Here is a 25,376-nt window from a genome sequence, read left to right on the forward strand (position 1 = left end):
CATCAGGCCGGGGGCTTCTCGGTGGCCGGCGATGCAGCGGCTGCCGGGCGCGGCACCTCGGAGATCTCGGCCAGCCGCGCCTCGATCCACGCCTCCACCTCGACCATCACCTCCTCGGAGGTGCGGCCGACGGTCTCGATGGGCTCGCCCACCTCCAGCGACAAACGCCCTGGGCGCTTGACCCAGTGGCGCCCCGGCCAGCGCTCCCCGGCATTGTGGGCCACCGGCACCACCGGCACCCCGGCGCGGCAGGCGATCACCGCGCCGCTCTTGTTGTAGCGCTGCCGGCTTCCCGGCGCCACCCGGGTCCCCTCGGGAAAGATAAGCACCGAGAGCCCCTCCTCGAGCCGGGTCTTGCCCTGGGTAAGCACCTGCTTCATGGCCCGGGCGGGTTTGCTGCGATCAAGGGCGATAGGATGCAGCAGGCGTAGCCCCCAGCCGAAGATCGGAATATTCAGCAGTTCCCGCTTGAGCACCGTGCAGACCGGCGGATGCAGCAGCTGCAGGTAGACGGTCTCCCATTCGGACTGGTGGTTGGCGAGGAGAACGCAGGGGCCATCGGGCAGCCGCTCATGTCCGCGGAACTCGTAGCGCACCCCGCAGGCCAGGCGGAACCAGGCGATGATGAAATGGTTATAGAGGTTGAGCAGGCGATAGCGCGAGCGCAGCGGCAGGAAGGGCGCCGGTGGCAGGAAAAGCACACCACAGACCAGCATGGCCAGGAAGTAGCCAGCATAGAAGATCAGGCTGCGGATCAGGTTCATCGTGGCGTCGACTCCTCTTGCACCTTGCCGTCATCCCTGGCCAGGCACCAGGTATCCAGCATTCGCCCCACCTCCAGGCGCCAGGGCTTCTGGTGCACGCCGAACACGTCCAGTACCCGCCGGCAATGCAACACGCGACGCAGTGGCTGGTCGTGATGGTGACTGAGCGCCTTGACGCTGCCCAGTGTAACCTGTTCGCCACGCCCCTCGAGCCGTGTGGCGAGCTGGGTGCGCACCATGGAGACGAAGGTATAGGCGCTCACCGGCTCGGGACCGGCCAGGTGGTAGCTGCCCCAGGCCTCGGCGCCGCAGTGCTGCTGCTGGAGCATGCCGATCACCGCCATGGCCACGGCATCCGCCGAGGTCGGGCAGAAGATCACGTCGGACTCAGCCCGCACCTCGCCACCATCCGTCAGGGTATCGAGCAGCTCGCTCAGCCAGGCCTGACTACCCTCCAGAGCGAACAGTGGTCCCAGGCGCACGATCAGGTGGCGAGGATATTCGGCACGAATCCGGTCGCCGGTACGTATCAGCCGCCTCAGGCTATCGTCGCGAGGCTCGGGGATCACGTGCTCGTCAATGGGGACAGCGAGGCCATCCTCGTAAAGCTGGTCGGAGACGCACCACAACAGCGGAATCTCCGCCTCACGGCAGGCCTCCATGCAGGCCTCGACCGCCTCGGCATGCGCCATGACGGCAGCAGGCTCGACAGTGATCGGCCGCAACAGCGGCGGGATCACCAGCGCATCCGGGCGCACTTCATAGAGCAGCTGCGGCGTGACCGCCAGACCCGGTTCGATGGTGAGCTCGGTGTCGCTGCGCCGATTGGCCTCGCGTGCCAGCGCCAGGCTCAGGCAGTGCCCGGCCTCCAGAATCAACAGCTTCAAAGCATCTCCTCGACTGGTCCCTGGTTAGAACGGGATCTCGTCATCGAAATCGTCGAAGCTGCCCGGATCCGGGGCGCCATAGTTGCCGCCCTGCTGCTGGCCACCACCCTGCTGTGGGGGAGCAGGCTGCGGAGCCGGACGCTGGGACTGACCGCCGCCGAAATTGCCTCCCTGCTGCTGACCGCCATACTGACCGCCCTGCTGGGGCTGGCCACCGCCCTGCTGGGGCTGAGCGCCGTACTGGCCGCCCTGCTGGCCGCCAACGTCACCCCCGCGGGAGTCGAGCATCTGCATGTCGTTGGCAACGATCTCAGTAGTGAACTTGTCCTGACCGTTCTGATCCTGCCACTTGCGCGTCTGCAGCCGGCCCTCGATATAGACCTTGCTGCCCTTCTTGAGATACTGCTGGGCGATCTCGGCGGTCTTGTTGAAGAGCACGATCCGATGCCATTCGGTACGCTCCTGGCGCTGACCGCTCTGCTTGTCCATCCAGGTGTCGGTGGTGGCCAGGTTGAGGTTGGCAACGGCAGTGCCGGAGGGCGTGAAGCGCACCTCCGGATCCTGGCCGAGGTTGCCGATGAGGATGACCTTGTTGATGCCACGGGCCATGAGAGACTCCTTGCTGTCGTTGAATACCTTGTAAGGATCATACGCGGCTCAGGCGCCGCTGTGATGATTCCCGGAACCGGTCAGGCGTGCCAGGGCCTGCTCGTCTAGACGCTGGCGGTCCACCTTGAGATAGGCCAGACGCTCCTCGGGAACGACCAGCACGTCCTCCACCCCGGCCACCTCGGCGAAACGCGCCATCAGGGTATCCAGGGCATCATCCCGCTCGTTGTCGTCTAGCGCCACCACCTCGCTGGTCAGGTGACGCGGCGGCGCCATGCCGACCATCACCGCCAGCCATGCCAGGCCCACCAGGCCGCAGCCGATGAATACTGCGGAAAGCCCCCATTGCTGCACCAGGGCACCCCCCAGTACGCCACCCAAGAAGGCGCCCAGGAACTGGCTGGTGGAATAGATGCCCATGGCGGTGCCCTTGGCCCCGGCCGGCGCCAGCTTGCTGAGCATCGACGGCAGGGTGGCTTCGAGCAGGTTGAAGGCAATGAAGAACAGCAGCAGCCAGCCGAATAACGCGGGGACTCCGTCACCTAGACCCGCCAGCCCGAACAGGCTCAGGGTGATGCCGGTGATCGCCACCAGGCACATGGCCTTCATGCGGCGCCGTTTCTCGGCGATGATCACCAGCGGCACCATGGCCACGAAGGCCAGCAGCATGATGCTCAGGTAAGTGAGGCCATGACGCTCGACAGCAATTCCCGCCTCGACCAGCCGGAAGGGCACGGCGACGAAGATCGCCATCAGCACCAAGTGGAGGGCGAAGATCGAGATATCCAGGCGCCACAAATCACCGCGCGCAAGGATCCCGCGCAGCTGGCCACGATCGATGCCCACATCGCGATGCCGCAACCGGCGCGGCGCCGGCGGCACCAGCTTCCACAGCACTGCCAGCCCAAGGACCGCCAGGGCTGCAGTGAACCAGAAGACCCCAGCCAGGCCGAAGCCCGCGGCAAGCCAGGGGCCGAGCACCATGGCCACGGCGAAGGCGATACCGATGGAGAGCCCGATGGTGGCCATGGCGGCGGTGCGCACCTGTTCACGTGTCTGGTCGGCGAGCAGCGCCATGATGGCCGCCGCCACGGCGCCACTGCCCTGCAGGCAACGCCCCAGGATCACCCCGCCGATGGAGTCGGCACCGGCAGCCACCACGCTACCGAGCAGAAACAGCAGGAGACCGGCAGCGATCACCGGCTTGCGCCCCAGGCGGTCTGAGAGCAGGCCGAAGGGGATCTGCAGGACCGCCTGGGTAAGGCCATAGATCCCCAGCGCCAGACCGACCAACAGCGGCGTCGATCCTCTCAGGTCATCGGCATACAGGGCCAACACCGGCAGCACCATGAACAGACCCAGCATGCGCGTGGCATAGAGTCCCGCCAGCCCGGTGATGGCACGACGCTCGGTGGGTAACAGCAGTCCTGAGACCTTTCGCATGGCGGTTCGAACTTCCGTGGACGGCCCCTCGGGCCCGGAGGTGGACCGCACATTCTAGCGGCTCGTCGGCCTGCAGGGAAAGCCGACGGCGACCCGCGCTTTGCCGCCGACACGGCCCGGCCCGTATAATCGAGCTTTTGCCGCGACCGGCGAGGTGGGAATGGACAAGATCCTGGTCAGGGGTGCCCGCACCCACAACCTGAAAAACATCGACGTCGAGTTGCCCCGCGACAAGCTCATCGTGGTTACTGGCCTCTCCGGCTCGGGGAAATCATCGCTGGCCTTCGACACCCTCTACGCCGAGGGTCAGCGCCGCTACGTGGAATCCCTCTCCACCTACGCGCGCCAGTTCCTGTCGATGATGGAGAAACCCGACGTCGACCATATCGAAGGCCTCTCCCCGGCGATCTCCATCGAGCAGAAGTCCACCTCCCACAACCCGCGCTCCACCGTGGGCACGATCACCGAGATCTACGACTACTTGCGCCTGCTGTTCGCCCGCGCCGGCACCCCACGCTGTCCGGAGCACGGAGAGGACCTCGAGGCCCAGACCGTCTCGCAGATGGTCGACCAGGTACTCACCCTGCCCGAGGGCAGCAAGCTGATGCTGCTGGCCCCGGTGGTCAAGGGACGCAAGGGCGAACACCTGCAGCTGCTCGCCGAGCTGCGCGCCCATGGCTTCGTGCGCGCCATGGTCGATGGCCAGGTGCTGGAGCTCGACGATATCGCCCCGCTGGACAAGAACAAGAAACACGACATCAGCGTGGTGGTCGACCGCCTCAAGGTGCGCGAGGGGCTGCAGCAGCGCCTCGCGGAGTCCTTCGAGACGGCCCTCAACCTGGCCGACGGCGTGGCCACGATCCATTTCATGGATGGCGAGCACGAAGATATCGCCTTCTCGGCGCGCTTCGCCTGTCCGGTGTGCGGTTACTCCATCGCCGAGCTCGAGCCGCGCATGTTCTCCTTCAACAACCCGGCCGGCGCCTGCCCCACCTGCGATGGCCTGGGCGTACAGCAGTTCTTCGACCCCGACAAGCTGATCAGCCATCCCGAGCTGTCGCTGGCCGAGGGCGTGATCAAGGGCTGGGACCGGCGCAGCGTCTACTACTTCAATCAGTTGCAGGCCGTGGCCGACCACTATCGCTTCACCCTGGAGACGCCCTGGAAGGACCTGGCCCGCCACGAGCGCGAGGTCATTCTACATGGCAGCGGCAGCGACGAGATCGCCTTCAGCTACGTCAACGACCGCGGCCGCAAGGTGACTCGCGAGCATCCCTTCGAGGGCGTGCTGCCCAACATGCAGCGCCGCTACCGCGAGACCGAGTCCAGCATGGTGCGCGAGGACCTGGCGAAACACATCGCCGTCCAGCCCTGCCCCACCTGCCACGGCTCGCGGCTACGCCGCGAAGCTCGCCACGTCTACATCGACGACCGTACCCTGCCGCAGTTGGTGCGCCTGCCCATCGGCGAGGCCCTGAGCTATTTCGGCACGCTCAGCCTGCCCGGGCGCAAGGGCGAGATCGCCGTCAAGATCGTCAATGAGATCCATGCCCGCCTGGAGTTCCTGGTCAATGTGGGGCTCGATTACCTGAACCTGGAGCGCAGCGCCGAGACCCTGTCCGGCGGCGAGGCCCAGCGCATCCGCCTGGCCAGCCAGATAGGCGCCGGCCTGGTGGGCGTGATGTACATCCTCGACGAGCCCTCCATCGGCTTGCACCAGCGCGACAACGACCGCCTCTTGCAGACCCTAGAGCGCCTGCGCGACCTGGGCAACACCGTGATCGTGGTCGAGCACGACGAGGAGGCCATTCGCGCCGCCGACCATGTGCTCGACATCGGCCCGGGCGCCGGCGTCCATGGCGGGCGCATCGTCGCCCAGGGCACTCCGCAGGAAATCATCGCCAACTCCGAGTCGCTGACCGGCCAGTACCTCGCCGGCACCCGGCGCATCGAGGTCCCGCCCTGGCGCATCCCCGGCAACCCGGAGAAGGTGGTGCGCCTGACCGGCGCCCGGGGCAACAACCTCCAGGACGTCACCCTCGAGCTTCCGCTGGGGCTGTTCGTGTGTGTGACGGGTGTCTCGGGTTCCGGCAAGTCGACGCTGATCAACGCCACCCTGATGCCCATCGCCGCCCGCGAGCTCAATCGCGCCACAAGCCTGACGCCGGAGGTCCATGAGCGCATCGAGGGCCTCGATCACCTCGACAAGGTGATCGATATCGACCAGAGCCCCATCGGCCGCACCCCGCGCTCCAACCCGGCGACCTATACCGGCATCTTCACGCCGATCCGCGAGCTGTTCGCCGGCACCCAGGAGGCGCGCTCACGGGGCTACAAGCCGGGTCGCTTCTCCTTCAACGTCAAGGGCGGGCGCTGCGAGGCATGCCAGGGCGAGGGCATGATCAAGGTGGAGATGCACTTCCTGCCGGACATCTACGTGCCCTGCGACGTCTGCAAGGGCAAGCGCTACAACCGCGAGACGCTGGAGATCGCCTACAAGGGCAAGAACATCCACGAGGTTCTCGAGATGACCGTGGAGGAGGCGCTGGCGTTCTTCTCGCCGGTGCCGGCCATCGCCCGACGCCTGCAGACCCTGCTCGACGTGGGGCTCTCCTATATCCGCCTGGGCCAGAGCGCCACCACCCTTTCCGGGGGCGAGGCCCAGCGGGTCAAGCTGGCCAGGGAACTGGCCAAGCGCGACACCGGCAAGACCCTCTACATCCTCGACGAGCCGACCACTGGCCTGCACTTCGAGGACATCCGCCAGTTGCTCACCGTGCTGCACCGCCTGCGCGACCACGGCAATACCATCGTGGTGATCGAGCACAACCTCGACGTGATCAAGACCGCCGACTGGCTGATCGATCTGGGCCCCGAGGGCGGCTCAGGCGGGGGACGCATCATCGCCGAGGGGACCCCCGAGCAGGTGGCACGCATGGAGGGTTCTCACACCGGCCGCTTCCTCAAACCGCTGCTTGAACGACAGGCGACGAGCCACGAGCCACGGGCCGCGAGCGCGACCTGATCAAGCGGCCAAGCGGCCAAGCGGCCAAGCGGCCAAGCGGCCAAGCGGCCAAGCGGCCAAGCGGCCAAGCGGCCAAGCGGCCAGCATGAAGCATCCCGAGAAAAAGCGACCCCCGAGGCCAAAGTCTCGGGGGTCGCTTGTAGCTCTGCACTCGGTGGTTGTAGCTGGAATAAAAAACCGGCTCCTCGAAAGGAGCCGGTTTGGCGTGCCACTGGCGGAAGGCCGGTCGAGGATCACTCCTCGGCGACGGCTTCCTCGACGACCGGACGGTCGACCAGTTCGACGAAGGCCATGGGGGCGTTGTCGCCGGTGCGGAAACCGCACTTGAGAATACGGACGTAACCGCCCGGACGCTCGGCGTAACGCGGACCCAGCTCGTTGAAGAGCTTGCCGACCGCTTCCTTCGAGCGGGTACGGCTGAAGGCCAGACGACGATTGGCGACGCTGTCCTGCTTGGCCAGGGTGATCAGCGGCTCGATGACGCGACGCAGTTCCTTGGCCTTGGGCAGGGTTGTCTTGATCACTTCGTGCTCGACCAGCGAGACGGACATGTTCTTGAACATGGCCTGGCGGTGCGAGCTGGTGCGATTCAGGTGACGACCACTCTTACGATGACGCATGGTTGTGATTCCTTACCAAACTGGGACTCGAGTCGAGGCTCACGCGGATGCCTTGTCGTCCTTCAGGCTTGCCGGCGGCCAGTTCTCCAGCCGCATGCCCAGAGAAAGCCCGCGGGCGGCCAACACGTCCTTGATCTCGTTCAGGGACTTCTTGCCGAGATTGGGGGTCTTCAGCAGCTCCACCTCGGTGCGCTGGATCAGATCCCCGATGTAATAGATGTTCTCGGCCTTGAGGCAGTTGGCGCTGCGAACGGTCAACTCGAGATCGTCTACGGGGCGCAGCAGGATCGGATCGATATGATCCTCTTCCTCCACCACTTCCTGTTCCTTGTCGGCTTCCAGGTCGACGAACGCGGCCAGTTGCTCCTGCAGAATGGTCGCGCTGCGACGGATCGCCTCTTCCGGATCCAGGGTACCGTCGGTTTCCAGGTCGATGATCAGCTTGTCGAGGTCGGTGCGCTGTTCGACACGCGCGGCCTCGACGCTGTAGGAAACCCGGCGTACGGGGCTGAAGGTAGCATCCAGCTGCAAGCGACCGATGGCGCGCGACTCGTCGTCGGCATCGCCACGAACATCTGCCGGCTCGTAACCGCGGCCGCGAGCTATCTTGAGTTGCATCTTCAGCTCGGACCCCTCGTTGACGTGGGCGATGACATGCTCGGGATTGACGATCTCGACATCATGGTCGAGAGCGATATCCCCTGCAGTCACGACGGCCGGCCCCTGCTTGTTCAGCGAGAGCACTGCCTCGTCGCGGCTGTGCATCCGGAGCGCCACGTCCTTGAGGTTCAGGAGGATTTCGATGACATCTTCCTGGACACCCTCTATCGCACTGTACTCATGCTCGACACCGGCAATCTCGGCCTCCACCACGGCACAGCCGGGCATGGACGAGAGCAGGATGCGACGCAGGGCATTCCCCAACGTGTGGCCGAAGCCACGCTCGAAGGGTTCGAGCACGATCTTCGCGTGGTGTGCGCTGATCTCTTCGACCTTGATGTCGCGAGGACGGAGAAACTCTGTCACTGAACGCTGCATATGAACACCTTTCAGGCTGCCAAACGGATTGTCGGTACTCACGGCCACCCCCCGCGTACGGGGAGCGGCACGACGCGGGCGCCGCTTACTTCGAGTACAGCTCGACGATCAGGTTTTCGTTGATGTCGGCAGACAGGTCACCGCGTTCGGGCAGGGCCTTGAAAGTGCCTTCCATCTTCTTGGCATCGGTCTCGACCCAGACCACATCGCCGCGGTTGGCAGCGATGGCCAGGGAAGTCTGGATGCGCGCCTGGTTCTTCGCCTTCTCCCGCACGGAGACCACGTCACCGGGCTTGACCTGGTAGGACGCTACGTTGACGGTCTTGCCGTTGACGGAGATCGCCTTGTGGCTGACCAATTGACGTGCCTCGGAACGCGTGGAGCCGAAGCCCATGCGGTAGACGACGTTGTCCAGTCGGGATTCGAGAAGCTGCAGCAACAACTCGCCGGTCGCGCCCTTCAGGCGGGCCGCTTCCTTGTAGTAGTTGCGGAATTGCTTCTCGAGTACGCCATACATGCGACGTACTTTCTGCTTCTCGCGAAGCTGCAAGCCGTAGTCGGAAAGACGCTGACGGCGCTGGCCGTGCACACCCGGGATCTGCTCGGATTTGCACTTCTTCTCGAAGGGAGTGATACCGCTCTTGAGGAAGAGGTCGGTCCCCTCACGACGAGACAGTTTGCACTTCGGTCCAATGTAACGAGCCATGAATCTGTCTCCTTAAACGCGGCGTTTCTTCGGCGGACGGCAGCCATTGTGGGGAATGGGCGTCGCGTCGGTGATGCTCTGCACGCGGAAGCCGGCGGCATTGAGCGCGCGCACGGCGGATTCACGGCCAGGACCAGGGCCCTTGACCAGCACGTCGACGTTTTTCACACCATACTCGGCTGCAGCGGTTGCTGCACGTTCGCTTGCCACTTGAGCAGCGAACGGGGTGCTCTTGCGAGAACCACGAAAACCCGAACCACCGGCAGTCGCCCAGGAAAGGGCGTTGCCCTGGCGGTCTGTGATCGTAATGATCGTGTTGTTAAAAGAGGCGTGGATATGCGCGATGGCATCCACTACCTGCTTTTTAACTTTCTTACGGTTGCTACGCGGGTTAGCCATGTTGATGTCGTTTCCTGTCTTTACGCCAGAACGTGCGTGTTATTTGCGAATCGGCTTGCGCGGGCCCTTGCGGGTACGCGCATTGGTCTTGGTACGCTGACCACGCAGCGGAAGACCACGACGATGACGCAGACCACGATAGCAACCCAGGTCCATGAGACGCTTGATATTAAGCGTGACATCACGGCGCAGGTCACCTTCCACGGTGTACTTGCCGACTTCAGACCGCAGGGAATCCAGATCTTCACTGGACAGTTCCTGGACCTTGGTGGTCGGCGCGATGCCGGTAGCGGCGCAGATTTCCTGCGCACGCGTACGGCCAATCCCGAAGATATAGGTCAGCGAGATCGCCGCATGCTTGTTGTCCGGGATATTGACGCCTGCAATACGGGCCATCAGCTTACTCCGAAATTTGAGCGGCTTGCTCGATTAATCATCTACAAAAGGCGCAATAGCATACCTCTTTCCTCGCTCGAGGACAAGAGGCATGCCAGCACCCGGTTCAGTGCAACGTCGGGATCAACCCTGGCGCTGCTTGTGCCGCGGTTCGATGCAGATGACGCGTACAGCGCCATTGCGACGAATGATCTTGCAGTTGCGGCACATTTTCTTCACGGAAGCTCGAACTTTCATGTTCCATCTCCATAGTTGGCTCGCGCCACGAGCCGATGAATCCGCTCGTGGCGCACCAAATCGTCAGCGGTGCCTCAGCGCATGATGCCGCCGCTACCATAGCCTTTGAGGTTGGACTTCTTCATCACCGACTCATACTGATTCGACATGAGGTGCGACTGCACCTGGGCCATGAAGTCCATGGTCACCACCACCACGATCAGCAGCGAGGTACCGCCGAAGAAGAACGGCACGTTCCAGGCCACGATCAGGAACTGAGGCATCAGGGATACCCCGGTGATGTACAAGGCACCGAACAGGGTCAGACGCGTCATGACCTTGTCGATATAGCGAGCGGTCTGCTCGCCAGGGCGGATACCCGGCAGGAAGGCCCCCGACTTCTTGAGGTTGTCGGCGACATCCTTGGGATTGAAGACCAGCGCTGTGTAAAAGAAGCAGAAGAATATCACCGCCGCGCCGAAAAGCAAGATATACAGGGGCTGGCCCGGCCCCAGAGCCTGAGACGCGCGCTGCAGCCACTCCATGCCATCCCCGGCCCCGACCCACTGTCCGAGCGAGGCCGGGAACAGCAGGATACTGGAAGCGAAGATCGCCGGAATCACACCCGCCATGTTGACCTTGAGCGGCAGGTAGCTGCTCTGGCCGGCATACATCTTGTTCCCCACCTGGCGACGCGGATAGTTTACCGTGATGCGACGCTGACCGCGCTCGATGAACACCACGAAGGCCACGGTGGCGACGCCCAGCACGGTGAGGGCCAGCAGCGGCAGCACATTCCAGGCACCCTCGTTGCGAGCCAGCTCGAAGGCTTGGCCGACGGCGCCGGGCAGGCCGGCGACGATACCCGCGAAGATCAGCAGCGAGATGCCGTTGCCGATGCCCTTCTCGGTGATCTGCTCACCCAGCCACATCAGGAACACCGCACCGGTCACGAAGCTGACGATGGCAGTGAAGTAGAAGCTGAAGTCGGCCGTGTAGGCGATACCCTGACTGGCCAGGCCAACCGACATGCCGGTGGCCTGGATCAGAGCCAGCAGCACGGTGCCGTAGCGTGTGTACTGGCTGATCTTGCGGCGGCCGGCCTCACCTTCCTTCTTCAATTGCTCGAGCTGTGGCGAGACCGCGGTCATCAGCTGCATGATGATCGACGCTGAAATGTACGGCATGATGCCCAGCGCCATGATACTCATGCGCTCCAGGGCGCCACCCGAGAACATGTTGAACATGCCCAGGATGGTGCCCTGCTGCTCCCTGAACAAGGCAGCAAGCTGGTCAGGATTGATACCGGGAACGGGGATGTGGGCACCGATACGGTAAACCACGATGGCGAGGAGCACGAAGCGCAGACGCGCCCAGAGTTCACTCAGGCCGCTGCCCATCGCCGGCATGTTTCCTGACTTGGCCATTTAGTCCTCTACCTTGCCGCCGGCGGCTTCGATCGCAGCACGGGCACCCTTGGTGACCTTGATGCCGCGGACCGTGACCACCTTGTTCAGTTCGCCGGACAGGATCACCTTGGCATGCTTGGTGGCGTCCTTCAGCACGTTGGCCTCCTTGAGGGTGTCCAGGGTGACTTCGTCACCCGCGACCCGTGCCAGTTCGGCCAGGCGCACTTCCTCGGAAACCAGAGACTTCGCGGACGTGAAGCCGAACTTGGGCAGACGCCGCTGAAGCGGCATCTGACCGCCCTCGAAGCCAGGCTTCACGCTACCGCCGCTGCGCGATTTCAGACCCTTGTGGCCACGGCCACCGGTCTTGCCCAGACCGGAGCCGATGCCACGGCCGACGCGCTTCTCGGCGTGCTTGGAACCCGGTGCCGGGCTCAGGCTATTGAGTTTCATGGATTACTCTCCCTCAACACGCACAAGGTAGTTAACCTTGTGGATCATGCCGCGGACGGCAGGGGTGTCTTCCAGTTCAACCGTGTGACCGATGCGACGCAGGCCGAGGCCCTTCATGTTGGCCTTATGCTTGGCCAGTACGCCGATGGTGCTGCGGGTCTGGGTAACCTTGATCGTTGCTGACATTGACCTTACCCCGTGATCGCTTCGACAGGCAGACCGCGCTTGGCGGCCACGTCTTCCGGCGACTGCAGGGCGGCCAGACCATTGACGGTCGCCCGCACCACGTTCACCGGGTTGGTGGAGCCGTAGCACTTGGCCAGGACGTTATGCACGCCGGCCAGTTCGAGCACGGAGCGCATGGCGCCGCCGGCGATGATCCCGGTACCCTCGGAGGCGGGCTGCATGTACACCTTGGAGGCGCCGTGACGGGCCTTGACCGGGTACTGCAGAGTGCCACCGGTGAGGTTCACCTTGACCATGTTGCGACGCGCCTGGTCCATGGCCTTCTGGATCGCCACCGGCACCTCACGTGCCTTGCCGCGACCGAAACCCACACGACCGTTACCGTCGCCCACGACGGTCAGGGCGGTGAAACCGAAGATTCGGCCACCCTTGACCACCTTGGCGACACGGTTGATCTGCACGAGCTTTTCCTGCAGATCACCGTTTTGCTGTTCGTTCTTCGCCATCGTAAAAACCCTTTAGAATTCCAGGCCGCCTTCACGAGCGGCGTCGGCCAAGGCCTTCACACGACCATGGTACTTGAAGCCGGCACGATCGAAGGCCACCTGGGTGATGCCAGCCTGCTTGGCGCGTTCGGCAATCAGTTCGCCCACCTTGGTGGCGGCGTCGGCATTGCCGGTCGCACCCTCGCGCAGGGCCTTGTCCAGCGTCGAAGCGCTGGCGAGGACCTTGCCACCATCCGGCGAGATGATCTGCGCATAGATGTGGCGGGGGGTACGGTTGACGCACAGGCGATACACGCCCAGCTCGCGGATCTTGGCGCGAGCACGGCGGGCACGACGGAGACGAGATTCTTTCTTCGCGTTCATAACCCTGCCTTACTTCTTCTTGGCTTCTTTGCGACGCACCTGCTCGTCGGCGTACCGGACACCCTTGCCCTTGTAGGGCTCGGGAGGACGGAAGGCGCGGATTTCCGCAGCACACTGGCCGAGCTGCTGCTTGTCCGCGCTTTTCAGCACGATGACGGTGTTCTTGGGCGTTTCCGCCGTGACACCTGCAGGCAGCGTGTAGTCGACCGGGTGCGAGAAGCCCAGTGTAAGATTAAGCGTCTGGCCCTTGGCCTGGGCACGATAACCGACGCCGATGATTTCGAGGCTCCTGGTGAAGCCCTCGCTGACACCGGTGACCAGGTTCTGGACCAGGGCACGGGTGGTACCGACCATTGCCCAGCTCTTCGCGGACTCGCTCGGCTTGAAGGTCAACTGCCCCTCTTCCTGACCGATCACCACATCGGGGTGAACGGTCTGGGTCAGGGTGCCCTGGCTGCCCTTGACGGACAGCTGGTCACCGTCGAGCTTGACCTCGACGCCTGCGGGCAGTTTGACCGGATATTTGGCTACGCGGGACATTCCAAACTCCTAGAATACGGTGCAGATGACTTCGCCACCGACACCCGCCTGACGCGCCGCACGATCGGTCATCACCCCATTGGAGGTGGTGACGATGGCAACGCCCAGACCTTCGGCGACCTTCGGCAGCGCGTCCTTGCCCTTGTACTGGCGCAGGGACGGCTTGGAAACCCGCTGCAGGTGCTCGATGACCGGCTTGCCCTCGAAATACTTGAGGGTCACGGTCAGCTCGGGCTTGGCGGTCTCGCTGACGGCGAAGTCGCTGATGTAGCCCTCTTCCTTCAGCACGCGGGCCACCTCGACCTTGAGCTTGGAGGACGGCATGGTAACCGTCTCCTTGGTGGCCATCTGCGCATTGCGGATACGGGTGAACATATCCGCCAGAGTGTCTTGCATGCTCATTTACGTTGCGCTCCTGATGATCTACGTGGCGTTACCAGCTGGACTTCTTGAGCCCGGGCACATCGCCACGCATGGCGGCTTCACGCAGCTTGTTGCGGCCGAGGCCGAACTTGTTGTAGTAGCCGTGCGGACGACCCGTGATGCGGCAGCGGTTGCGCTGACGCACCGGGCTGGAGTCGCGCGGCAACTGCTGCAGCTTAAGCTGCGCGTCGAAGCGCTCTTCGTCAGAAGCATTGACGTCCTGGATGACCGCCTTGAGCTCGGCGCGCTTGGCAGCATACTTCGCCACCATCTTGGTACGCTTGAGCTCGCGCTCTACCATGCTTTTCTTTGCCATGATCCCACCCTTATTTCTTGAACGGGAAGTTCAACGCGCCAAGCAGCGCGCGACCTTCTTCATCGGTTTTGGCGGTGGTGGTGATGGTGACATCCAGACCACGAATCCGGTCGATCTTATCATATTCGATCTCCGGAAAGATGATCTGCTCACGCACCCCCATCGAGTAGTTGCCACGACCGTCGAAGGACTTCGGGTTGAGACCACGAAAGTCACGAACACGGGGGATCGCGATATTCACCAGGCGATCGAGAAAGTCCCACATGCGCTCTGCACGCAGGGTGACCTTGATCCCAATCGGCCAGCCTTCACGCACCTTGAAGCCCGCGATGGACTTGCGTGCCTTGGTCACCAGCGGCTTCTGACCTGAGAGCTTCTCCAGATCGCCAATAGCGTTGTCGATCAGCTTCTTGTCGCTGGTCGCTTCGCCGATACCCATGTTCAGAGTCACCTTGGTGACCCGCGGTACCTGCATCACGTTGGCGTAGCTGAACTGCTCTTGGAGTTGAGCCACCACCTCGTTCTGATAACGTTCTTTCAAGTTCGCCATTTTGCTATCCGACTCGCGTTAGGCGTCGATCTGCGACTGCGTCGACTTGTAGATACGTACCTTGGTACCGTCTTCCTGAACCTGGAAGCCGACGCGATCCGCCTTGCCAGTCTCCTGGTTGAAGATGGCCACGTTGGACGCGTGAATCGGTGCCTCGCGCTCGACGATACCGCCCTGATTGCCCGCCATCGGGTTGGGCTTGGTGTGACGCTTGATCATGTTCACACCGGACACCACGAAGCGGTTTTCGAGAACCCGCTTGACGGTGCCACGCTTGCCCTTGTCCTTGCCGGCGATGACGACGACTTCGTCGTCACGTTTGATCTTTTGCATATCCGCCTCGCTCCTTACAGCACTTCAGGCGCCAAGGAAATGATCTTCATGAACTTCTCGTTGCGAAGCTCACGCGTCACCGGCCCGAAGATACGGGTGCCGATCGGCTGGTCGTTGGTGTTGTTCAACAGCACAGCCGCATTTCCATCGAAGCGGATCAGCGAACCGTCGTTACGACGGACGCCACTACGGGTGCGAACCACCACCGCCTTGAGGACCTGGCCCTTCTTGACCTTGCCACGCGGGATAGCTTCCTTCACCGTGACCTTGATGATGTCACCGACACGGGCGTAGCGACGGTGGGAACCGCCCAGCACCTTGATGCACTGCACCCGGCGCGCTCCGCTGTTGTCGGCGACATCCAGCATTGTCTGAGTCTGAATCATCGGTTTTCTCCAAACCTAATCTGACTGCACTGGCTTGACCGGCGGATGCCGATCAACCCTTTGCCTGTTCGACGACTTCGACCAGGGTCCAGGCCTTGTTCTTCGACAACGGACGGCATTCCTGGATGGACACCGTATCGCCGGCCTTGGCCTGATTCGACTCGTCGTGGGCTTGCAGCTTGGTGGAGCGCTTTACGTATTTGCCGTAGATCGGGTGGCGCTCACGACGCTCGATCATCACAACGATGGACTTGTCCATCTTGTCGCTCACCACTTTGCCGGTGAGCGTACGGGCATTCTTCTCTTCGGCCATCTCAGTCACCTGCCTTCTCGTTGAGCACAGTCTTCACGCGGGCAATGTCCCGACGAACCTGCTTGAGCAGATGAGTCTGGCTCAGCTGACCGGTGGCCTTCTGCATGCGCAGGTTGAACTGCTCGCGGAGGAGTTCGAAGAGCTGCTCCTGCAGCTGCTCGGCTGACTTCTCACGAATTTCCTGGGCTTTCATCACATCACCGTCCGTTTCACAAAGGTGGTGGAGACCGGGAACTTCTGGGCAGCCAGGGCGAATGCCTCGCGGGCCAGCTCCTCGGAAACGCCTTCGATCTCGTACAGGACCCGACCCGGCTGGATCTGCGCGACCCAGTACTCGACGGAGCCCTTGCCCTTACCCATGCGGACTTCCAGAGGCTTCTTGGAAATCGGCTTGTCCGGGAAGACACGGATCCAGATCTTGCCGCCACGCTTGACGTGACGGGTGATCGCACGACGACCGGCCTCGATCTGACGGGCGGTGACACGGCCCCGGCCAGTGGCCTTGAGGCCATACTCGCCGAAGCTCACCTTGCTTCCGCGATGCGCCAGGCCACGGTTGCGGCCCTTCTGCATCTTGCGGAACTTCATACGCTTAGGTTGTAACATCGACTCGCTCTCCCCTTACCTGGAACCTTTCTTCTTGGAGGGCGCGGCCTGCGGCTGTTTCGCCTTGGCGCGGACCTCCTCGATGCCCCCGAGGATTTCACCCTTGAAGACCCAGACCTTGACACCGATGATGCCGTAGGTGGTCTTGGCCTCGTAGGTGGCGTAGTCGATGTCCGCGCGCAGGGTATGCAGCGGGACACGACCTTCCCGGTACCATTCGGTCCGGGCGATTTCCGCGCCGCCGAGGCGACCGGAAAGCATCACCTTGATACCGCCGGCGCCCAGGCGCATGGCGTTCTGCACGGAACGCTTCATGGCACGACGGAACATCACGCGACGCTCGAGCTGGCCAGCGATGTTCTGCGCGACGAGCTTGGCATCGAGTTCCGGCTTGCGGACTTCCTCGATGTTGACGTGCACGGGCACGCCCATCATCGCGGTGACGTCGCGACGCAGACGATCGACGTCTTCGCCCTTCTTGCCGATCACGATGCCCGGGCGGGCAGTGTGAATGGTGATGCGGGCGTTGTTGGCCGGGCGCTCGATGGTGATGCGACTCACGGACGCATTCTTCAAGCGCTCTTCCAGAAAGCGACGTACTTCGAGGTCGCTGTTCAGCTTGTCGGCATAGGCGCCGCGCTCGGCATACCACACCGAGGTATGGTCCTTGACGATACCCAGGCGAATGCCTGTTGGATTGACTTTCTGACCCATCTGGTCGACTCCTACTTCTCGGCTACCTTGACGGTGATGTGGCAGGTGCGCTTCAGGATGCGATCCGCACGGCCCTTGGCGCGCGGACGGATGCGCTTGAGCGTCATGCCCTCATCGACGCAGATGGTCGAGACACGCAGCTCATCGATATCCATGCCGTCGTTTTCTTCCGCGTTCGCGATGGCGGACTGCAGCACCTTCCTGACCAGCTTCGCGGCCTTCTTCGGGGAGAAGGTCAGCAGGTCGAGCGCCTCGGCGACCGGTTTACCGCGCACCTGGTCAGCCACCAAACGGGCCTTCTGGGCGGATAAACGAGCGCCACGCAGCTTTGCTGTGACTTCCATCTCTCAATCCTCTCTGGCTTACCGTTTGGCTTTCTTGTCCGCCACATGACCGCGATAGAGGCGGGTAGCAGCGAATTCGCCCAGCTTGTGGCCAACCATTTCCTCGGAGACGTGCACCGGGACGTGTTGGCGACCGTTGTGGACTGCAATGGTGAGCCCGACCATGTTGGGCAGGATCATCGAACGACGCGACCAGGTCTTGATCGGTTTGCGGTCGCTCTTCTCCACTGCAGTCTCGACCTTCTTCAGCAGATGAAGGTCGATAAAGGGACCTTTCTTCAGTGAACGTGGCACAGCCATTACCTCTTGATGTCTTGGCGTTGGATCTTATTTCCGGGCCTTGCGGCGACGGATGATCAGCTTGTCGGTGCGCTTGTTCTTGCGGGTCTTGTGGCCCTTGGTGGGAATGCCCCACGGAGACACCGGGTGACGTCCGCCACTGCTGCGACCTTCGCCACCGCCGTGCGGGTGATCCACCGGGTTCATGGCCACGCCGCGAACGGTTGGGCGCACCCCTCTCCAGCGCTTCGCACCGGCCTTGCCAAGCTGACGCAGGCTGTGCTCGGAGTTGCTCACTTCTCCCAGGGTCGCACGGCACTCGGCCAGCACCTTGCGCATCTCGCCGGAGCGCAGACGCAGGGTGGCGTAGTTGCCTTCACGGGCGACCAGCTGGGCACTGGTGCCAGCGCTGCGAACAAGCTGAGCGCCCTTGCCGGGCTTGAGCTCGATGCAGTGCACGGTGGAACCCAGCGGGATATTGCGCAGCGGCAACGCATTGCCCTTCTTGATGGGCGCGTTGACACCGGACTCGAGACGGTCGCCGGCACTCACGCCCTTGGGCGCGATGATGTACCGACGCTCGCCATCGGCGTACTTGAGCAGAGCAATATGTGCGCTGCGGTTCGGGTCATGCTCCAGGCGCTCGACGATGGCCGGGATGCCATCCTTGGTACGCTTGAAGTCGATGATCCGATAATGATGACGGTGACCACCGCCCACGTGGCGGGTGGTGATACGACCGTAGTTGTTACGGCCACCGGACTTGGACTGCTTCTCGAGCAACGGCGCGAAGGCGCGGCCCTTGTACAGCTCCTCACCAACAATCTTGACGACGTGGCGACGACCGGGGGATGTGGGTTTAGTCTTGACGATTGACATGATCCGTACTCCTGCCCTTATTCGGCGCCAGAGAAGTCTTCAAGAGTCTCGCCGGCGGCCAGTGTCACGTACGCCTTGCGATAACCCTTGCGATGACCCAGACCCTGCGCGGTGCGCTTGGTCTTGCCCTTCATGTTCAGCACCTGAACACGGTCGACCTTCTTGCCGAACAGCTCCTGAACGGCAGCCTTGATCTCGGGCTTGGTCGCGTCGCTTGCCACCTTGAACACGTACTGGTTGCGCTCGGCGGCCATGGCGGCTTTCTCGGTCACGTGCGGACCGAGCAGAACCTTGAATACACGTTCCTGGTTCATGCCAGCTTCTCCTCGAATTTACGCAGAGCGGAGACGGTGACCAGCACCTTGTCGAAGGCCACCAGACTCACCGGATCGGCGGCGGCGACGTCCACTACATCCACGTTGGGGATGTTGCGGGCGGCGAGGTACAGGTTCTCGTCGACTTCTTCAGTGACGATCAGCACCTTCTCCAGGCCCAGTTCCTCGAGCTTGGCGACCAACTGCTTGGTCTTGGGGGCTTCGACGGCAAAGCCATCGACGGCCACCAAGCGCTCCTGGCGAACCAGCTCGGAGAGAATGGAACGCATGGCCGCGCGATACATCTTGCGGTTGACCTTCTGCGAATGGTCCTGGGGACGGGCCGCAAAGGTCACACCGCCGCCGCGCCAGATCGGCGAGCGGATGGTACCGGCACGGGCACGACCGGTGCCCTTCTGGCGCCACGGCTTCTTGCCGCCGCCGCGCACGTCAGAACGGTTCTTCTGGGCACGGGTACCCTGACGCCCACCGGCCAGATAGGCGGTGACGACCTGGTGTACGAGAGCCTCGTTGAATTCTTTGCCAAAGGTGGCATCGGATACTTCGACAGTACCGGCGCCTGCACCTGCAAGATTCAGATTCATCGGTAAGTTCCCCTTCAGCCTGCTTTGACGGCGCTGCGCACGATGACATCACTGCCGGTGGCACCAGGTACGGCACCCTTGATCAGCAGCAGGTTGCGTTCGGCGTCGACACGGACGACTTCCAGGCTCTGCACGGTGCAACGAACATTGCCCATCTGGCCGGCCATCTTCTTGCCCTTGAACACGCGGCCCGGTGTCTGGCACATGCCGATGGAACCCGGCGCGCGATGCGACAGGGAGTTACCGTGGGTGTTGTCCTGGGTGCGGAAGTTCCAGCGCTTGACGGCGCCCTGGAAACCCTTGCCCTTGGAGGTGCCGGTCACGTCGATCATCTGACCAGCTTCGAAGAGGGATACGGTGAGCTCGCCGCCCACTTCCGGAGCCTCGGCGCCTTCGGGAAGGCGAAACTCCATCAGTGAACGACCTGCCTCGACACCTGCCTTGGCGAACTGCCCGGCCTGGGCTTTCGACAGATGCTTGGCCTTGCGGGAGCCGGTTGTCACCTGAACCGCGGCGTAGCCATCGGACTCGATGGACTTCACGCGCGTCACGCGATTGGGCTCAACCTCGATCACGGTCACGGGCACGGATGCACCGTCTTCGGTGAAGACGCGGGTCATCCCGGCCTTCCTACCGACTAAACCGATAGTCATTCTCAGTCTCCTATAGTGTACGGGGCTATCACCCGCTATGGCTGCCCTTTCCAGAGCATTCCACTAGCACGTTGTATGACGCCTTCCCGGCGTGGCGGCTGCTGCTTGGCGCTGCCTTTCTGGTGGACAGACCAGGCGCTGGGCCGCGAGTGTCTAGTGTGGTGTCAGTCGAGCTTGATCTGCACGTCAACGCCGGCGGCGAGGTCGAGCTTCATCAGGGCATCAACGGTCTTTTCGGTTGGCTCGACAATATCGAGCACCCGCTTGTGGGTGCGAATCTCGTACTGGTCGCGTGCGTCCTTGTTGACGTGCGGAGAGATCAGCACGGTATAACGCTCGCGATTGGTCGGCAGAGGAATCGGACCACGGACCTGGGCGCCGGTACGCTTGGCGGTTTCTACGATCTCCGCGGCGGACTGGTCGATCAGGCGATGGTCGAAGGCCTTCAACCGAATGCGAATCTTCTGGTTCTGCATTTGCCCTAACTCCAATGGATACTGACGGCGCGAGCCGTCAACCCACGCATTCGAAGGATGCGCATTATAGGCACGCCGGAGACGAGAGTCAAACACTCGCTTCCGGTGCGCAGAAAGGGGGCTCCTGGTGGAGCCCCCTTCGATCGGTCAAGTGGCGAGTCGCTTACTTGAGGATCTTGGCCACGACGCCGGCACCGACGGTACGGCCGCCTTCACGGATGGCGAAGCGCAGGCCGTCATCCATGGCGATCGGAGCGATCAGGGTGACAACCATCTTGACGTTGTCGCCCGGCATGACCATCTCGACGCCTTCCGGCAGTTCACAGGTACCGGTGATATCGGTGGTACGGAAGTAGAACTGCGGACGGTAGCCCTTGAAGAACGGCGTGTGACGACCACCCTCGTCCTTGGACAGCACGTACACTTCGGCCTCGAATGTGGTGTGCGGGGTGATGGTGCCCGGCTTGGCCAGGACCTGGCCACGCTCGACGTCGTCACGCTTGGTGCCACGCAGCAGGGCGCCGACGTTCTCACCGGCACGCCCTTCGTCGAGCAGCTTGCGGAACATCTCGACGCCGGTCACGACGGTCTTGACGGTGTCCTTGATACCGACGATCTCGACTTCCTCGCCAGCCTTGACCACGCCACGCTCGACACGGCCAGTGACCACGGTGCCGCGGCCGGAGATGGAGAACACATCTTCGATCGGCATCAGGAACGGCTGGTCGATGGCACGCTCGGGCTCGGGAATGTACTCGTCCAGAGCCTTGATCAGGCTGGCGACGGCGGTGGTGCCCATGCCGTTGTCGTCCTTGCCTTCGAGCGCCATCAGGGCAGAGCCGGTGATGATCGGAGTGTCGTCACCCGGGAAGTCGTACTCGTCGAGGAGTTCACGCACTTCCATCTCGACCAGCTCGAGCAGCTCCTCGTCGTCGACCATGTCGGCCTTGTTCAGGAACACGACAATGTACGGCACGCCGACCTGACGCGACAGCAGGATGTGCTCGCGGGTCTGCGGCATAGGGCCGTCGGCGGCGGAACAGACCAGGATGGCACCGTCCATCTGGGCGGCACCGGTGATCATGTTCTTGACGTAGTCGGCGTGCCCCGGGCAGTCGACGTGCGCGTAGTGACGCGACTCTGACTGATACTCGACGTGAGAGGTGGCGATGGTGATGCCGCGCTCACGCTCTTCAGGCGCATTGTCGATGGCGTCGAACTCACTCCAGTCACCACCGAACACTTCGGCGGAGACACGAGTCAGGGCTGCAGTCAGCGTGGTCTTGCCGTGGTCGACGTGACCGATGGTACCGACGTTGACATGCGGTTTGGAACGTTCAAATTTTGCCTTAGCCACTGCTATAACCTCTTTACGTTAGCTAACGGTTAACCGTTCTGGTTGATGACGGCTTCAACGACGCTGGACGGCGCCTCTTCGTAATCCGCAAACTCCATCACGTAGCTTGCGCGGCCCTGGGTCTGAGAGCGCAGATCGGTGGCGTAACCGAACATCTCAGCCAGAGGTACCGTGGCGCGAATGACCTTGCCCATGGAGGAGTCATCCATGCCCTGGACGAGGCCACGGCGGCGGTTCAGGTCGCCCATGACGTCACCCATGAAGTCTTCGGGGGTAACGACCTCGACCTTCATCACCGGCTCGAGGAGCACGGCCTTGGCCTTCTTGGCGCCTTCCTTGACCGCCATGGAAGAGGCAACCTTGAACGCGGTCTCGTTCGAGTCCACGTCATGGTAGGAACCGTCGAACAGCGTAACCTTGACGTCAATCATCGGATAGCCCGCGATGACACCGTTCTTCAGCTGCTCGTAGGCCCCTTTCTCGACAGCCGGCACGTATTCCTTGGGAACCACGCCGCCGACGATTTCCGAGATGAACTTGAAGTCCATGTCCTCGTCATCGCCCTTGTCCTCTGCGGTGAGCGGCTCGATGCGCAGGTGCACATGACCGTACTGGCCGCGACCGCCGGACTGGCGAACGAACTTGCCTTCCTGCTCGACCTTGGCGCGGATGGTCTCGCGATAGGCCACCTGCGGCTTGCCGATATTGGCCTCGACCTTGAACTCGCGACGCATGCGGTCGACGAGGATGTCGAGGTGAAGCTCACCCATGCCTGAGATGATGGTCTGGCCAGTCTCCTCGTCGGTCTTGACCTGGAAGGAGGGGTCTTCCTGGGCCAGCTTGCCCAGCGCCACACCCATCTTCTCCTGATCGGCCTTGGACTTGGGCTCCACGGCCACGGAAATGACCGGATCCGGGAACTCCATGCGCTCCAGCACGATCTTGTCGTTCAGGTCGCACAGGGTGTCACCGGTGGTGACGTCCTTCAGGCCGATACAGGCGGCGATGTCGCCCGCCAGCACTTCCTTGATCTCCTCGCGGGAGTTGGCGTGCATCTGAACGATACGACCGACACGTTCCTTTTTCTCCTTAACGGAGTTATAGATGCTGTCGCCTGACTTCAGCACGCCCGAATAGACGCGGATGAAGGTCAGGGTGCCGACGAAGGGGTCGGTAGCGATCTTGAAGGCCAGAGCAGAGAAGGGAGCATTGTCGTCCGCTTCGCGAGTGGCGATGGTGCCATCCTTGTCGTCCAACTCACCCTCGATGGCCTTGACCTCGGTGGGTGACGGCATGTACTCGATGACGCCATCCAGCACGGCCTGAACGCCCTTGTTCTTGAACGCAGAGCCGCAGGTGACCAGCACGATCTCGTTATCCAGCGTACGACGACGCAGGCCGGCCTTGATCTCCTCGATGGTGAGCTCGCCCTCTTCGAGGTACTTGTCCATCAGTTCCTCGGAGGCTTCGGCGGCCGCCTCGACCATCTCCTCGCGGAACTTCTCGGCGGTTTCCTGGAGCTCGGCGGGAATGTCGACCAGTTCGTAGTTCATCCCGAAGTTTTCTTCATCCCAGAGGATGGCCTTCATCTGGATGAGGTCGATAACGCCCTTGAACTCTTCCTCGGTGCCCCAGTTGATCTGGATCGGCACGGCATTGGCGCCGAGACGCTCCTTGAGCTGATCAACCACCATGAAGAAGTCGGCGCCGGTACGGTCCATCTTGTTGACGAACACCATGCGTGGAACTTCGTACTTGTTGGCCTGCCGCCAGACGGTCTCGGTCTGCGGCTGGACACCGGACGAGCCGCACAGCACCACGACGGCGCCGTCGAGCACGCGAAGGGAGCGCTCCACCTCGATGGTGAAGTCGACGTGTCCCGGGGTGTCGATGATGTTGATGCGGTGCTCATCGAACTGCTTGCTCATTCCCTGCCAGAAACAGGTGGTCGCCGCGGAGGTGATGGTAATGCCACGCTCCTGCTCCTGTTCCATCCAGTCCATGGTGGCAGCGCCCTCATGGACCTCGCCGACCTTGTGGGACAGGCCGGTATAGAACAGGACGCGTTCTGTCGTGGTGGTCTTGCCGGCATCTACGTGCGCCACGATGCCAATGTTGCGATAGCGCTTTAGTGGAGTCTTGCGAGCCACGTTGGAACTCCCCTGTGGTTGGCGATGCGTTTAGAAGCGGTAATGAGAGAAGGCCTTGTTGGCTTCTGCCATGCGATGTACGTCTTCCCGCTTCTTGACGGCCGAGCCCTTGCCTTCGGCGGCATCGAGCATCTCGCCGGCGAGGCGCAGCACCATGGTCTTCTCGCCACGGCGACGGGCCGCATCTACCAACCAGCGCATGGCCAGCGCATGACGGCGCGAGGGGCGAACTTCCACGGGCACCTGATAGGTCGCACCGCCGACACGGCGCGACTTGACCTCGACCATGGGCTGGATGGCTTCCAGCGCCTTGTCGAAGATCTCCAGCGGCTCTTCCTTGCTGCGCTCAGCAACCCTGTCCAGCGCACCATAGACGATACGCTCAGCTACGGACTTCTTGCCGCCGATCATCAGGTGGTTCATGAACTTCGCCAGGCGCTCGCTTCCGAACTTGGGATCCGGCAGGATCTCGCGCTTGGCCGCAACTCTTCTTCTAGGCATGATAAGCCCTCATTAAAGGATCCTTCAGGTAAACCCGAGACTCCTGACGCGGAGTGCTGACACCCCGGCAGCGCTCGACCTTACTCTTATCAGACCGTGGTCAAAATCGTGTGACTACTGCGTACCGAAGTCGGTCAGACCTTGGGACGCTTGGTGCCGTACTTGGAACGGCCCTGCTTGCGGTTCTGCACGCCGGAAGTATCCAAGGCACCGCGCACGGTGTGATAACGCACACCGGGAAGGTCCTTTACGCGGCCGCCGCGGATCAGGACCACGGAGTGTTCCTGGAGGTTGTGACCCTCACCGCCGATGTACGAGGAGACCTCGAAACCGTTGGTCAGACGAACACGACACACCTTACGCAGTGCGGAGTTCGGCTTCTTCGGGGTGGTGGTGTAGACGCGGGTGCAGACACCGCGCTTCTGCGGGCAGGCCTGCAGCGCCGGCACGTCGCTCTTGGCGGCCTGGCGCTTGCGCGGCTTGCGCACGAGCTGATTGATCGTTGCCATGGTGTGTAGCTGACTCCAATGGGTTGCCTTGCCTTGTCCAGCGGGTGCGGGCGTACCCGCCCCACTGTTAAAGGCTGCGCATTCTAATGGCTGACACGACGCGTCGTC

General features: G+C 62.5%; 37 protein-coding genes. 1 reads left to right on the forward strand and 36 read right to left on the reverse strand.

Going from position 1 to position 25,376, the window contains the following annotated elements:
* Nucleotides 1–2: 2 nt before the first annotated feature.
* The 4 genes from BMY30_RS12910 to BMY30_RS12925 are packed head-to-tail and all read right to left on the reverse strand — an operon-like array spanning nt 3 to nt 3,703.
* The gene (locus BMY30_RS12910; protein WP_089714366.1) at nt 3–764 is read right to left on the reverse strand and encodes a lysophospholipid acyltransferase family protein; all 762 of its coding nucleotides are present in this window, start codon (nt 762–764) and stop codon (nt 3–5) included.
* The gene (locus tag BMY30_RS12915) at nt 761–1,651 is read right to left on the reverse strand and encodes a sugar nucleotide-binding protein (RefSeq protein WP_089714368.1); all 891 of its coding nucleotides are present in this window, start codon (nt 1,649–1,651) and stop codon (nt 761–763) included. The genes BMY30_RS12910 and BMY30_RS12915 overlap by 4 nt, the downstream gene beginning before the upstream one ends.
* 24 nt (nt 1,652–1,675) lie before the next feature.
* The gene (gene ssb / locus BMY30_RS12920) at nt 1,676–2,260 is read right to left on the reverse strand and encodes a single-stranded DNA-binding protein (RefSeq protein ID WP_089714369.1); all 585 of its coding nucleotides are present in this window, start codon (nt 2,258–2,260) and stop codon (nt 1,676–1,678) included.
* A gap of 48 nt (nt 2,261–2,308) precedes the next feature.
* The gene (locus BMY30_RS12925; protein WP_089714371.1) at nt 2,309–3,703 is read right to left on the reverse strand and encodes an MFS transporter; all 1,395 of its coding nucleotides are present in this window, start codon (nt 3,701–3,703) and stop codon (nt 2,309–2,311) included.
* A 160-nt stretch (nt 3,704–3,863) separates the two neighbouring features.
* On the opposite strand from BMY30_RS12925, the gene uvrA reads away from it, so the two are divergent.
* Nucleotides 3,864–6,728, forward strand: coding sequence for an excinuclease ABC subunit UvrA (gene uvrA / locus BMY30_RS12930; RefSeq protein WP_089714373.1), 2,865 nt, complete (start codon nt 3,864–3,866; stop codon nt 6,726–6,728).
* 233 nt (nt 6,729–6,961) lie between these two features.
* Here uvrA and rplQ read toward each other — a convergent pair whose 3' ends face one another.
* The 32 genes from rplQ to rpsL all read right to left on the reverse strand — a co-directional run bounded on the left by rplQ (nt 6,962) and on the right by rpsL (nt 25,268).
* Nucleotides 6,962–7,348 carry a 50S ribosomal protein L17 gene (gene rplQ, locus BMY30_RS12935; RefSeq protein WP_089714376.1) on the reverse strand — a complete coding sequence of 129 codons (387 nt, stop codon included), beginning with the start codon at nt 7,346–7,348 and terminating at the stop codon, nt 6,962–6,964.
* A gap of 39 nt (nt 7,349–7,387) precedes the next feature.
* Complete coding sequence (locus BMY30_RS12940) at nt 7,388–8,386, reverse strand: DNA-directed RNA polymerase subunit alpha (RefSeq protein ID WP_089714377.1); 999 nt, start codon at nt 8,384–8,386, stop codon at nt 7,388–7,390.
* Nucleotides 8,387–8,471: 85 nt separating this feature from the next.
* Nucleotides 8,472–9,092: a 30S ribosomal protein S4 gene (gene rpsD / locus BMY30_RS12945; RefSeq protein ID WP_089714379.1), complete on the reverse strand. Its 621-nt coding sequence runs from the start codon at nt 9,090–9,092 to the stop codon at nt 8,472–8,474.
* A 12-nt stretch (nt 9,093–9,104) separates the two neighbouring features.
* Nucleotides 9,105–9,491, reverse strand: a complete 387-nt coding sequence (gene rpsK, locus BMY30_RS12950) for a 30S ribosomal protein S11 (RefSeq protein WP_040183105.1) — start codon at nt 9,489–9,491, stop codon at nt 9,105–9,107.
* Between the two features lie 39 nt (nt 9,492–9,530).
* Nucleotides 9,531–9,887 (reverse strand): 30S ribosomal protein S13, encoded by a 357-nt coding sequence (gene rpsM, locus BMY30_RS12955; protein ID WP_089714381.1) that lies wholly within the window; start codon nt 9,885–9,887, stop codon nt 9,531–9,533.
* Between the two features lie 123 nt (nt 9,888–10,010).
* Entirely contained in the window at nt 10,011–10,124 is a 114-nt protein-coding gene (gene rpmJ / locus BMY30_RS12960; RefSeq protein ID WP_009099023.1) for a 50S ribosomal protein L36, read from the reverse strand.
* 74 nt (nt 10,125–10,198) lie between these two features.
* Nucleotides 10,199–11,530 carry a preprotein translocase subunit SecY gene (secY, locus tag BMY30_RS12965; protein ID WP_089714383.1) on the reverse strand — a complete coding sequence of 444 codons (1,332 nt, stop codon included), beginning with the start codon at nt 11,528–11,530 and terminating at the stop codon, nt 10,199–10,201.
* Nucleotides 11,531–11,965 (reverse strand): 50S ribosomal protein L15, encoded by a 435-nt coding sequence (rplO, locus tag BMY30_RS12970; RefSeq protein WP_089714385.1) that lies wholly within the window; start codon nt 11,963–11,965, stop codon nt 11,531–11,533. It abuts the gene before it with no gap.
* Nucleotides 11,966–11,968: 3 nt separating this feature from the next.
* Entirely contained in the window at nt 11,969–12,151 is a 183-nt protein-coding gene (gene rpmD / locus BMY30_RS12975) for a 50S ribosomal protein L30 (RefSeq protein WP_089714387.1), read from the reverse strand.
* A gap of 5 nt (nt 12,152–12,156) precedes the next feature.
* Nucleotides 12,157–12,657: a 30S ribosomal protein S5 gene (gene rpsE / locus BMY30_RS12980; protein ID WP_089714388.1), complete on the reverse strand. Its 501-nt coding sequence runs from the start codon at nt 12,655–12,657 to the stop codon at nt 12,157–12,159.
* 12 nt (nt 12,658–12,669) lie between these two features.
* Nucleotides 12,670–13,020, reverse strand: a complete 351-nt coding sequence (gene rplR, locus BMY30_RS12985; protein ID WP_089714390.1) for a 50S ribosomal protein L18 — start codon at nt 13,018–13,020, stop codon at nt 12,670–12,672.
* A gap of 9 nt (nt 13,021–13,029) precedes the next feature.
* Entirely contained in the window at nt 13,030–13,560 is a 531-nt protein-coding gene (gene rplF, locus BMY30_RS12990) for a 50S ribosomal protein L6 (RefSeq protein ID WP_089714393.1), read from the reverse strand.
* 9 nt (nt 13,561–13,569) lie between these two features.
* Nucleotides 13,570–13,962, reverse strand: coding sequence for a 30S ribosomal protein S8 (gene rpsH, locus BMY30_RS12995; protein WP_089714395.1), 393 nt, complete (start codon nt 13,960–13,962; stop codon nt 13,570–13,572).
* Between the two features lie 31 nt (nt 13,963–13,993).
* A complete protein-coding gene (rpsN, locus tag BMY30_RS13000; protein WP_089714396.1) occupies nt 13,994–14,299 on the reverse strand; it encodes a 30S ribosomal protein S14 in 306 nt (101 codons plus the stop codon).
* A gap of 10 nt (nt 14,300–14,309) precedes the next feature.
* Nucleotides 14,310–14,849 carry a 50S ribosomal protein L5 gene (gene rplE, locus BMY30_RS13005; protein WP_089714398.1) on the reverse strand — a complete coding sequence of 180 codons (540 nt, stop codon included), beginning with the start codon at nt 14,847–14,849 and terminating at the stop codon, nt 14,310–14,312.
* A gap of 18 nt (nt 14,850–14,867) precedes the next feature.
* Nucleotides 14,868–15,182 (reverse strand): 50S ribosomal protein L24, encoded by a 315-nt coding sequence (gene rplX / locus BMY30_RS13010; protein ID WP_089714400.1) that lies wholly within the window; start codon nt 15,180–15,182, stop codon nt 14,868–14,870.
* 14 nt (nt 15,183–15,196) lie between these two features.
* A complete protein-coding gene (rplN, locus tag BMY30_RS13015; RefSeq protein WP_040183127.1) occupies nt 15,197–15,568 on the reverse strand; it encodes a 50S ribosomal protein L14 in 372 nt (123 codons plus the stop codon).
* A gap of 52 nt (nt 15,569–15,620) precedes the next feature.
* Nucleotides 15,621–15,881, reverse strand: coding sequence for a 30S ribosomal protein S17 (gene rpsQ, locus BMY30_RS13020; RefSeq protein WP_089714402.1), 261 nt, complete (start codon nt 15,879–15,881; stop codon nt 15,621–15,623).
* A gap of 1 nt (nt 15,882) precedes the next feature.
* On the reverse strand, nt 15,883–16,074 hold the full coding sequence (gene rpmC / locus BMY30_RS13025) for a 50S ribosomal protein L29 (RefSeq protein WP_040183129.1): 192 nt from the start codon (nt 16,072–16,074) through the stop codon (nt 15,883–15,885).
* Nucleotides 16,074–16,487: a 50S ribosomal protein L16 gene (gene rplP, locus BMY30_RS13030; protein ID WP_021819610.1), complete on the reverse strand. Its 414-nt coding sequence runs from the start codon at nt 16,485–16,487 to the stop codon at nt 16,074–16,076. The genes rpmC and rplP overlap by 1 nt, the downstream gene beginning before the upstream one ends.
* A gap of 15 nt (nt 16,488–16,502) precedes the next feature.
* Entirely contained in the window at nt 16,503–17,201 is a 699-nt protein-coding gene (gene rpsC / locus BMY30_RS13035; protein WP_089714404.1) for a 30S ribosomal protein S3, read from the reverse strand.
* Between the two features lie 11 nt (nt 17,202–17,212).
* Nucleotides 17,213–17,545, reverse strand: coding sequence for a 50S ribosomal protein L22 (gene rplV, locus BMY30_RS13040; RefSeq protein ID WP_089714407.1), 333 nt, complete (start codon nt 17,543–17,545; stop codon nt 17,213–17,215).
* An 18-nt stretch (nt 17,546–17,563) separates the two neighbouring features.
* Nucleotides 17,564–17,839 carry a 30S ribosomal protein S19 gene (gene rpsS / locus BMY30_RS13045; RefSeq protein ID WP_089714455.1) on the reverse strand — a complete coding sequence of 92 codons (276 nt, stop codon included), beginning with the start codon at nt 17,837–17,839 and terminating at the stop codon, nt 17,564–17,566.
* A gap of 33 nt (nt 17,840–17,872) precedes the next feature.
* Nucleotides 17,873–18,703, reverse strand: a complete 831-nt coding sequence (gene rplB, locus BMY30_RS13050; RefSeq protein ID WP_089714409.1) for a 50S ribosomal protein L2 — start codon at nt 18,701–18,703, stop codon at nt 17,873–17,875.
* 17 nt (nt 18,704–18,720) lie between these two features.
* The gene (gene rplW, locus BMY30_RS13055) at nt 18,721–19,017 is read right to left on the reverse strand and encodes a 50S ribosomal protein L23 (protein WP_089714412.1); all 297 of its coding nucleotides are present in this window, start codon (nt 19,015–19,017) and stop codon (nt 18,721–18,723) included.
* Complete coding sequence (gene rplD / locus BMY30_RS13060) at nt 19,014–19,622, reverse strand: 50S ribosomal protein L4 (RefSeq protein ID WP_089714415.1); 609 nt, start codon at nt 19,620–19,622, stop codon at nt 19,014–19,016. Before rplD ends, rplW begins: the two co-directional genes overlap by 4 nt.
* A gap of 14 nt (nt 19,623–19,636) precedes the next feature.
* On the reverse strand, nt 19,637–20,275 hold the full coding sequence (gene rplC / locus BMY30_RS13065) for a 50S ribosomal protein L3 (protein ID WP_089714417.1): 639 nt from the start codon (nt 20,273–20,275) through the stop codon (nt 19,637–19,639).
* Between the two features lie 164 nt (nt 20,276–20,439).
* Nucleotides 20,440–20,751 carry a 30S ribosomal protein S10 gene (rpsJ, locus tag BMY30_RS13070; protein ID WP_021819602.1) on the reverse strand — a complete coding sequence of 104 codons (312 nt, stop codon included), beginning with the start codon at nt 20,749–20,751 and terminating at the stop codon, nt 20,440–20,442.
* Nucleotides 20,752–20,914: 163 nt separating this feature from the next.
* A complete protein-coding gene (gene tuf / locus BMY30_RS13075) occupies nt 20,915–22,108 on the reverse strand; it encodes an elongation factor Tu (RefSeq protein WP_089714419.1) in 1,194 nt (397 codons plus the stop codon).
* A 29-nt stretch (nt 22,109–22,137) separates the two neighbouring features.
* The gene (fusA, locus tag BMY30_RS13080) at nt 22,138–24,258 is read right to left on the reverse strand and encodes an elongation factor G (protein ID WP_089714421.1); all 2,121 of its coding nucleotides are present in this window, start codon (nt 24,256–24,258) and stop codon (nt 22,138–22,140) included.
* 30 nt (nt 24,259–24,288) lie between these two features.
* Nucleotides 24,289–24,759 (reverse strand): 30S ribosomal protein S7, encoded by a 471-nt coding sequence (gene rpsG / locus BMY30_RS13085; protein WP_040183143.1) that lies wholly within the window; start codon nt 24,757–24,759, stop codon nt 24,289–24,291.
* Nucleotides 24,760–24,893: 134 nt separating this feature from the next.
* Nucleotides 24,894–25,268: a 30S ribosomal protein S12 gene (gene rpsL, locus BMY30_RS13090; RefSeq protein ID WP_089714423.1), complete on the reverse strand. Its 375-nt coding sequence runs from the start codon at nt 25,266–25,268 to the stop codon at nt 24,894–24,896.
* Nucleotides 25,269–25,376: the final 108 nt, after the last annotated feature.

Origin of the sequence: Halomonas daqiaonensis (assembly GCF_900109725.1) — a bacterium.
Lineage (GTDB): Bacteria > Pseudomonadota > Gammaproteobacteria > Pseudomonadales > Halomonadaceae > Halomonas > Halomonas daqiaonensis.

Excerpts from the sequence above, each read along its gene's own strand:
- rplX (WP_089714400.1), bottom strand. The coding sequence starts at position 15,182 with ATGCAAAAGATCAAACGTGACGACGAAGTCGTCGTCATCGCCGGCAAG.
- rpsG (WP_040183143.1), bottom strand. The coding sequence starts at position 24,759 with ATGCCTAGAAGAAGAGTTGCGGCCAAGCGCGAGATCCTGCCGGATCCC.
- rpmJ (WP_009099023.1), bottom strand. The coding sequence starts at position 10,124 with ATGAAAGTTCGAGCTTCCGTGAAGAAAATGTGCCGCAACTGCAAGATC.
- rpsN (WP_089714396.1), bottom strand. The coding sequence starts at position 14,299 with ATGGCAAAGAAAAGCATGGTAGAGCGCGAGCTCAAGCGTACCAAGATG.
- rpmC (WP_040183129.1), bottom strand. The coding sequence starts at position 16,074 with ATGAAAGCCCAGGAAATTCGTGAGAAGTCAGCCGAGCAGCTGCAGGAG.
- rpsH (WP_089714395.1), bottom strand. The coding sequence starts at position 13,962 with ATGAGCATGCAAGACACTCTGGCGGATATGTTCACCCGTATCCGCAAT.
- rpsJ (WP_021819602.1), bottom strand. The coding sequence starts at position 20,751 with ATGCAGAACCAGAAGATTCGCATTCGGTTGAAGGCCTTCGACCATCGC.
- rplR (WP_089714390.1), bottom strand. The coding sequence starts at position 13,020 with ATGAACGCGAAGAAAGAATCTCGTCTCCGTCGTGCCCGCCGTGCTCGC.
- rpsC (WP_089714404.1), bottom strand. The coding sequence starts at position 17,201 with ATGGGTCAGAAAGTCAATCCAACAGGCATTCGCCTGGGTATCGTCAAG.
- ssb (WP_089714369.1), bottom strand. The coding sequence starts at position 2,260 with ATGGCCCGTGGCATCAACAAGGTCATCCTCATCGGCAACCTCGGCCAG.
- rpsL (WP_089714423.1), bottom strand. The coding sequence starts at position 25,268 with ATGGCAACGATCAATCAGCTCGTGCGCAAGCCGCGCAAGCGCCAGGCC.
- BMY30_RS12910 (WP_089714366.1), bottom strand. The coding sequence starts at position 764 with ATGAACCTGATCCGCAGCCTGATCTTCTATGCTGGCTACTTCCTGGCC.
- rplP (WP_021819610.1), bottom strand. The coding sequence starts at position 16,487 with ATGTTACAACCTAAGCGTATGAAGTTCCGCAAGATGCAGAAGGGCCGC.
- rpsE (WP_089714388.1), bottom strand. The coding sequence starts at position 12,657 with ATGGCGAAGAACGAACAGCAAAACGGTGATCTGCAGGAAAAGCTCGTG.
- rplN (WP_040183127.1), bottom strand. The coding sequence starts at position 15,568 with ATGATTCAGACTCAGACAATGCTGGATGTCGCCGACAACAGCGGAGCG.
- rpsM (WP_089714381.1), bottom strand. The coding sequence starts at position 9,887 with ATGGCCCGTATTGCAGGCGTCAATATCCCGGACAACAAGCATGCGGCG.
- rplF (WP_089714393.1), bottom strand. The coding sequence starts at position 13,560 with ATGTCCCGCGTAGCCAAATATCCGGTCAAACTGCCCGCAGGCGTCGAG.
- rplE (WP_089714398.1), bottom strand. The coding sequence starts at position 14,849 with ATGGCGAACTTGAAAGAACGTTATCAGAACGAGGTGGTGGCTCAACTC.
- rpsQ (WP_089714402.1), bottom strand. The coding sequence starts at position 15,881 with ATGGCCGAAGAGAAGAATGCCCGTACGCTCACCGGCAAAGTGGTGAGC.
- BMY30_RS12925 (WP_089714371.1), bottom strand. The coding sequence starts at position 3,703 with ATGCGAAAGGTCTCAGGACTGCTGTTACCCACCGAGCGTCGTGCCATC.
- rplW (WP_089714412.1), bottom strand. The coding sequence starts at position 19,017 with ATGAACCAGGAACGTGTATTCAAGGTTCTGCTCGGTCCGCACGTGACC.
- rplB (WP_089714409.1), bottom strand. The coding sequence starts at position 18,703 with ATGTCAATCGTCAAGACTAAACCCACATCCCCCGGTCGTCGCCACGTC.
- rplV (WP_089714407.1), bottom strand. The coding sequence starts at position 17,545 with ATGGAAGTCACAGCAAAGCTGCGTGGCGCTCGTTTATCCGCCCAGAAG.
- rplQ (WP_089714376.1), bottom strand. The coding sequence starts at position 7,348 with ATGCGTCATCGTAAGAGTGGTCGTCACCTGAATCGCACCAGCTCGCAC.
- rpsK (WP_040183105.1), bottom strand. The coding sequence starts at position 9,491 with ATGGCTAACCCGCGTAGCAACCGTAAGAAAGTTAAAAAGCAGGTAGTG.
- rplC (WP_089714417.1), bottom strand. The coding sequence starts at position 20,275 with ATGACTATCGGTTTAGTCGGTAGGAAGGCCGGGATGACCCGCGTCTTC.
- rplO (WP_089714385.1), bottom strand. The coding sequence starts at position 11,965 with ATGAAACTCAATAGCCTGAGCCCGGCACCGGGTTCCAAGCACGCCGAG.
- BMY30_RS12940 (WP_089714377.1), bottom strand. The coding sequence starts at position 8,386 with ATGCAGCGTTCAGTGACAGAGTTTCTCCGTCCTCGCGACATCAAGGTC.
- uvrA (WP_089714373.1), top strand. The coding sequence starts at position 3,864 with ATGGACAAGATCCTGGTCAGGGGTGCCCGCACCCACAACCTGAAAAAC.
- rplD (WP_089714415.1), bottom strand. The coding sequence starts at position 19,622 with ATGAATCTGAATCTTGCAGGTGCAGGCGCCGGTACTGTCGAAGTATCC.
- rpsD (WP_089714379.1), bottom strand. The coding sequence starts at position 9,092 with ATGGCTCGTTACATTGGACCGAAGTGCAAACTGTCTCGTCGTGAGGGG.
- rpmD (WP_089714387.1), bottom strand. The coding sequence starts at position 12,151 with ATGTCAGCAACGATCAAGGTTACCCAGACCCGCAGCACCATCGGCGTA.
- secY (WP_089714383.1), bottom strand. The coding sequence starts at position 11,530 with ATGGCCAAGTCAGGAAACATGCCGGCGATGGGCAGCGGCCTGAGTGAA.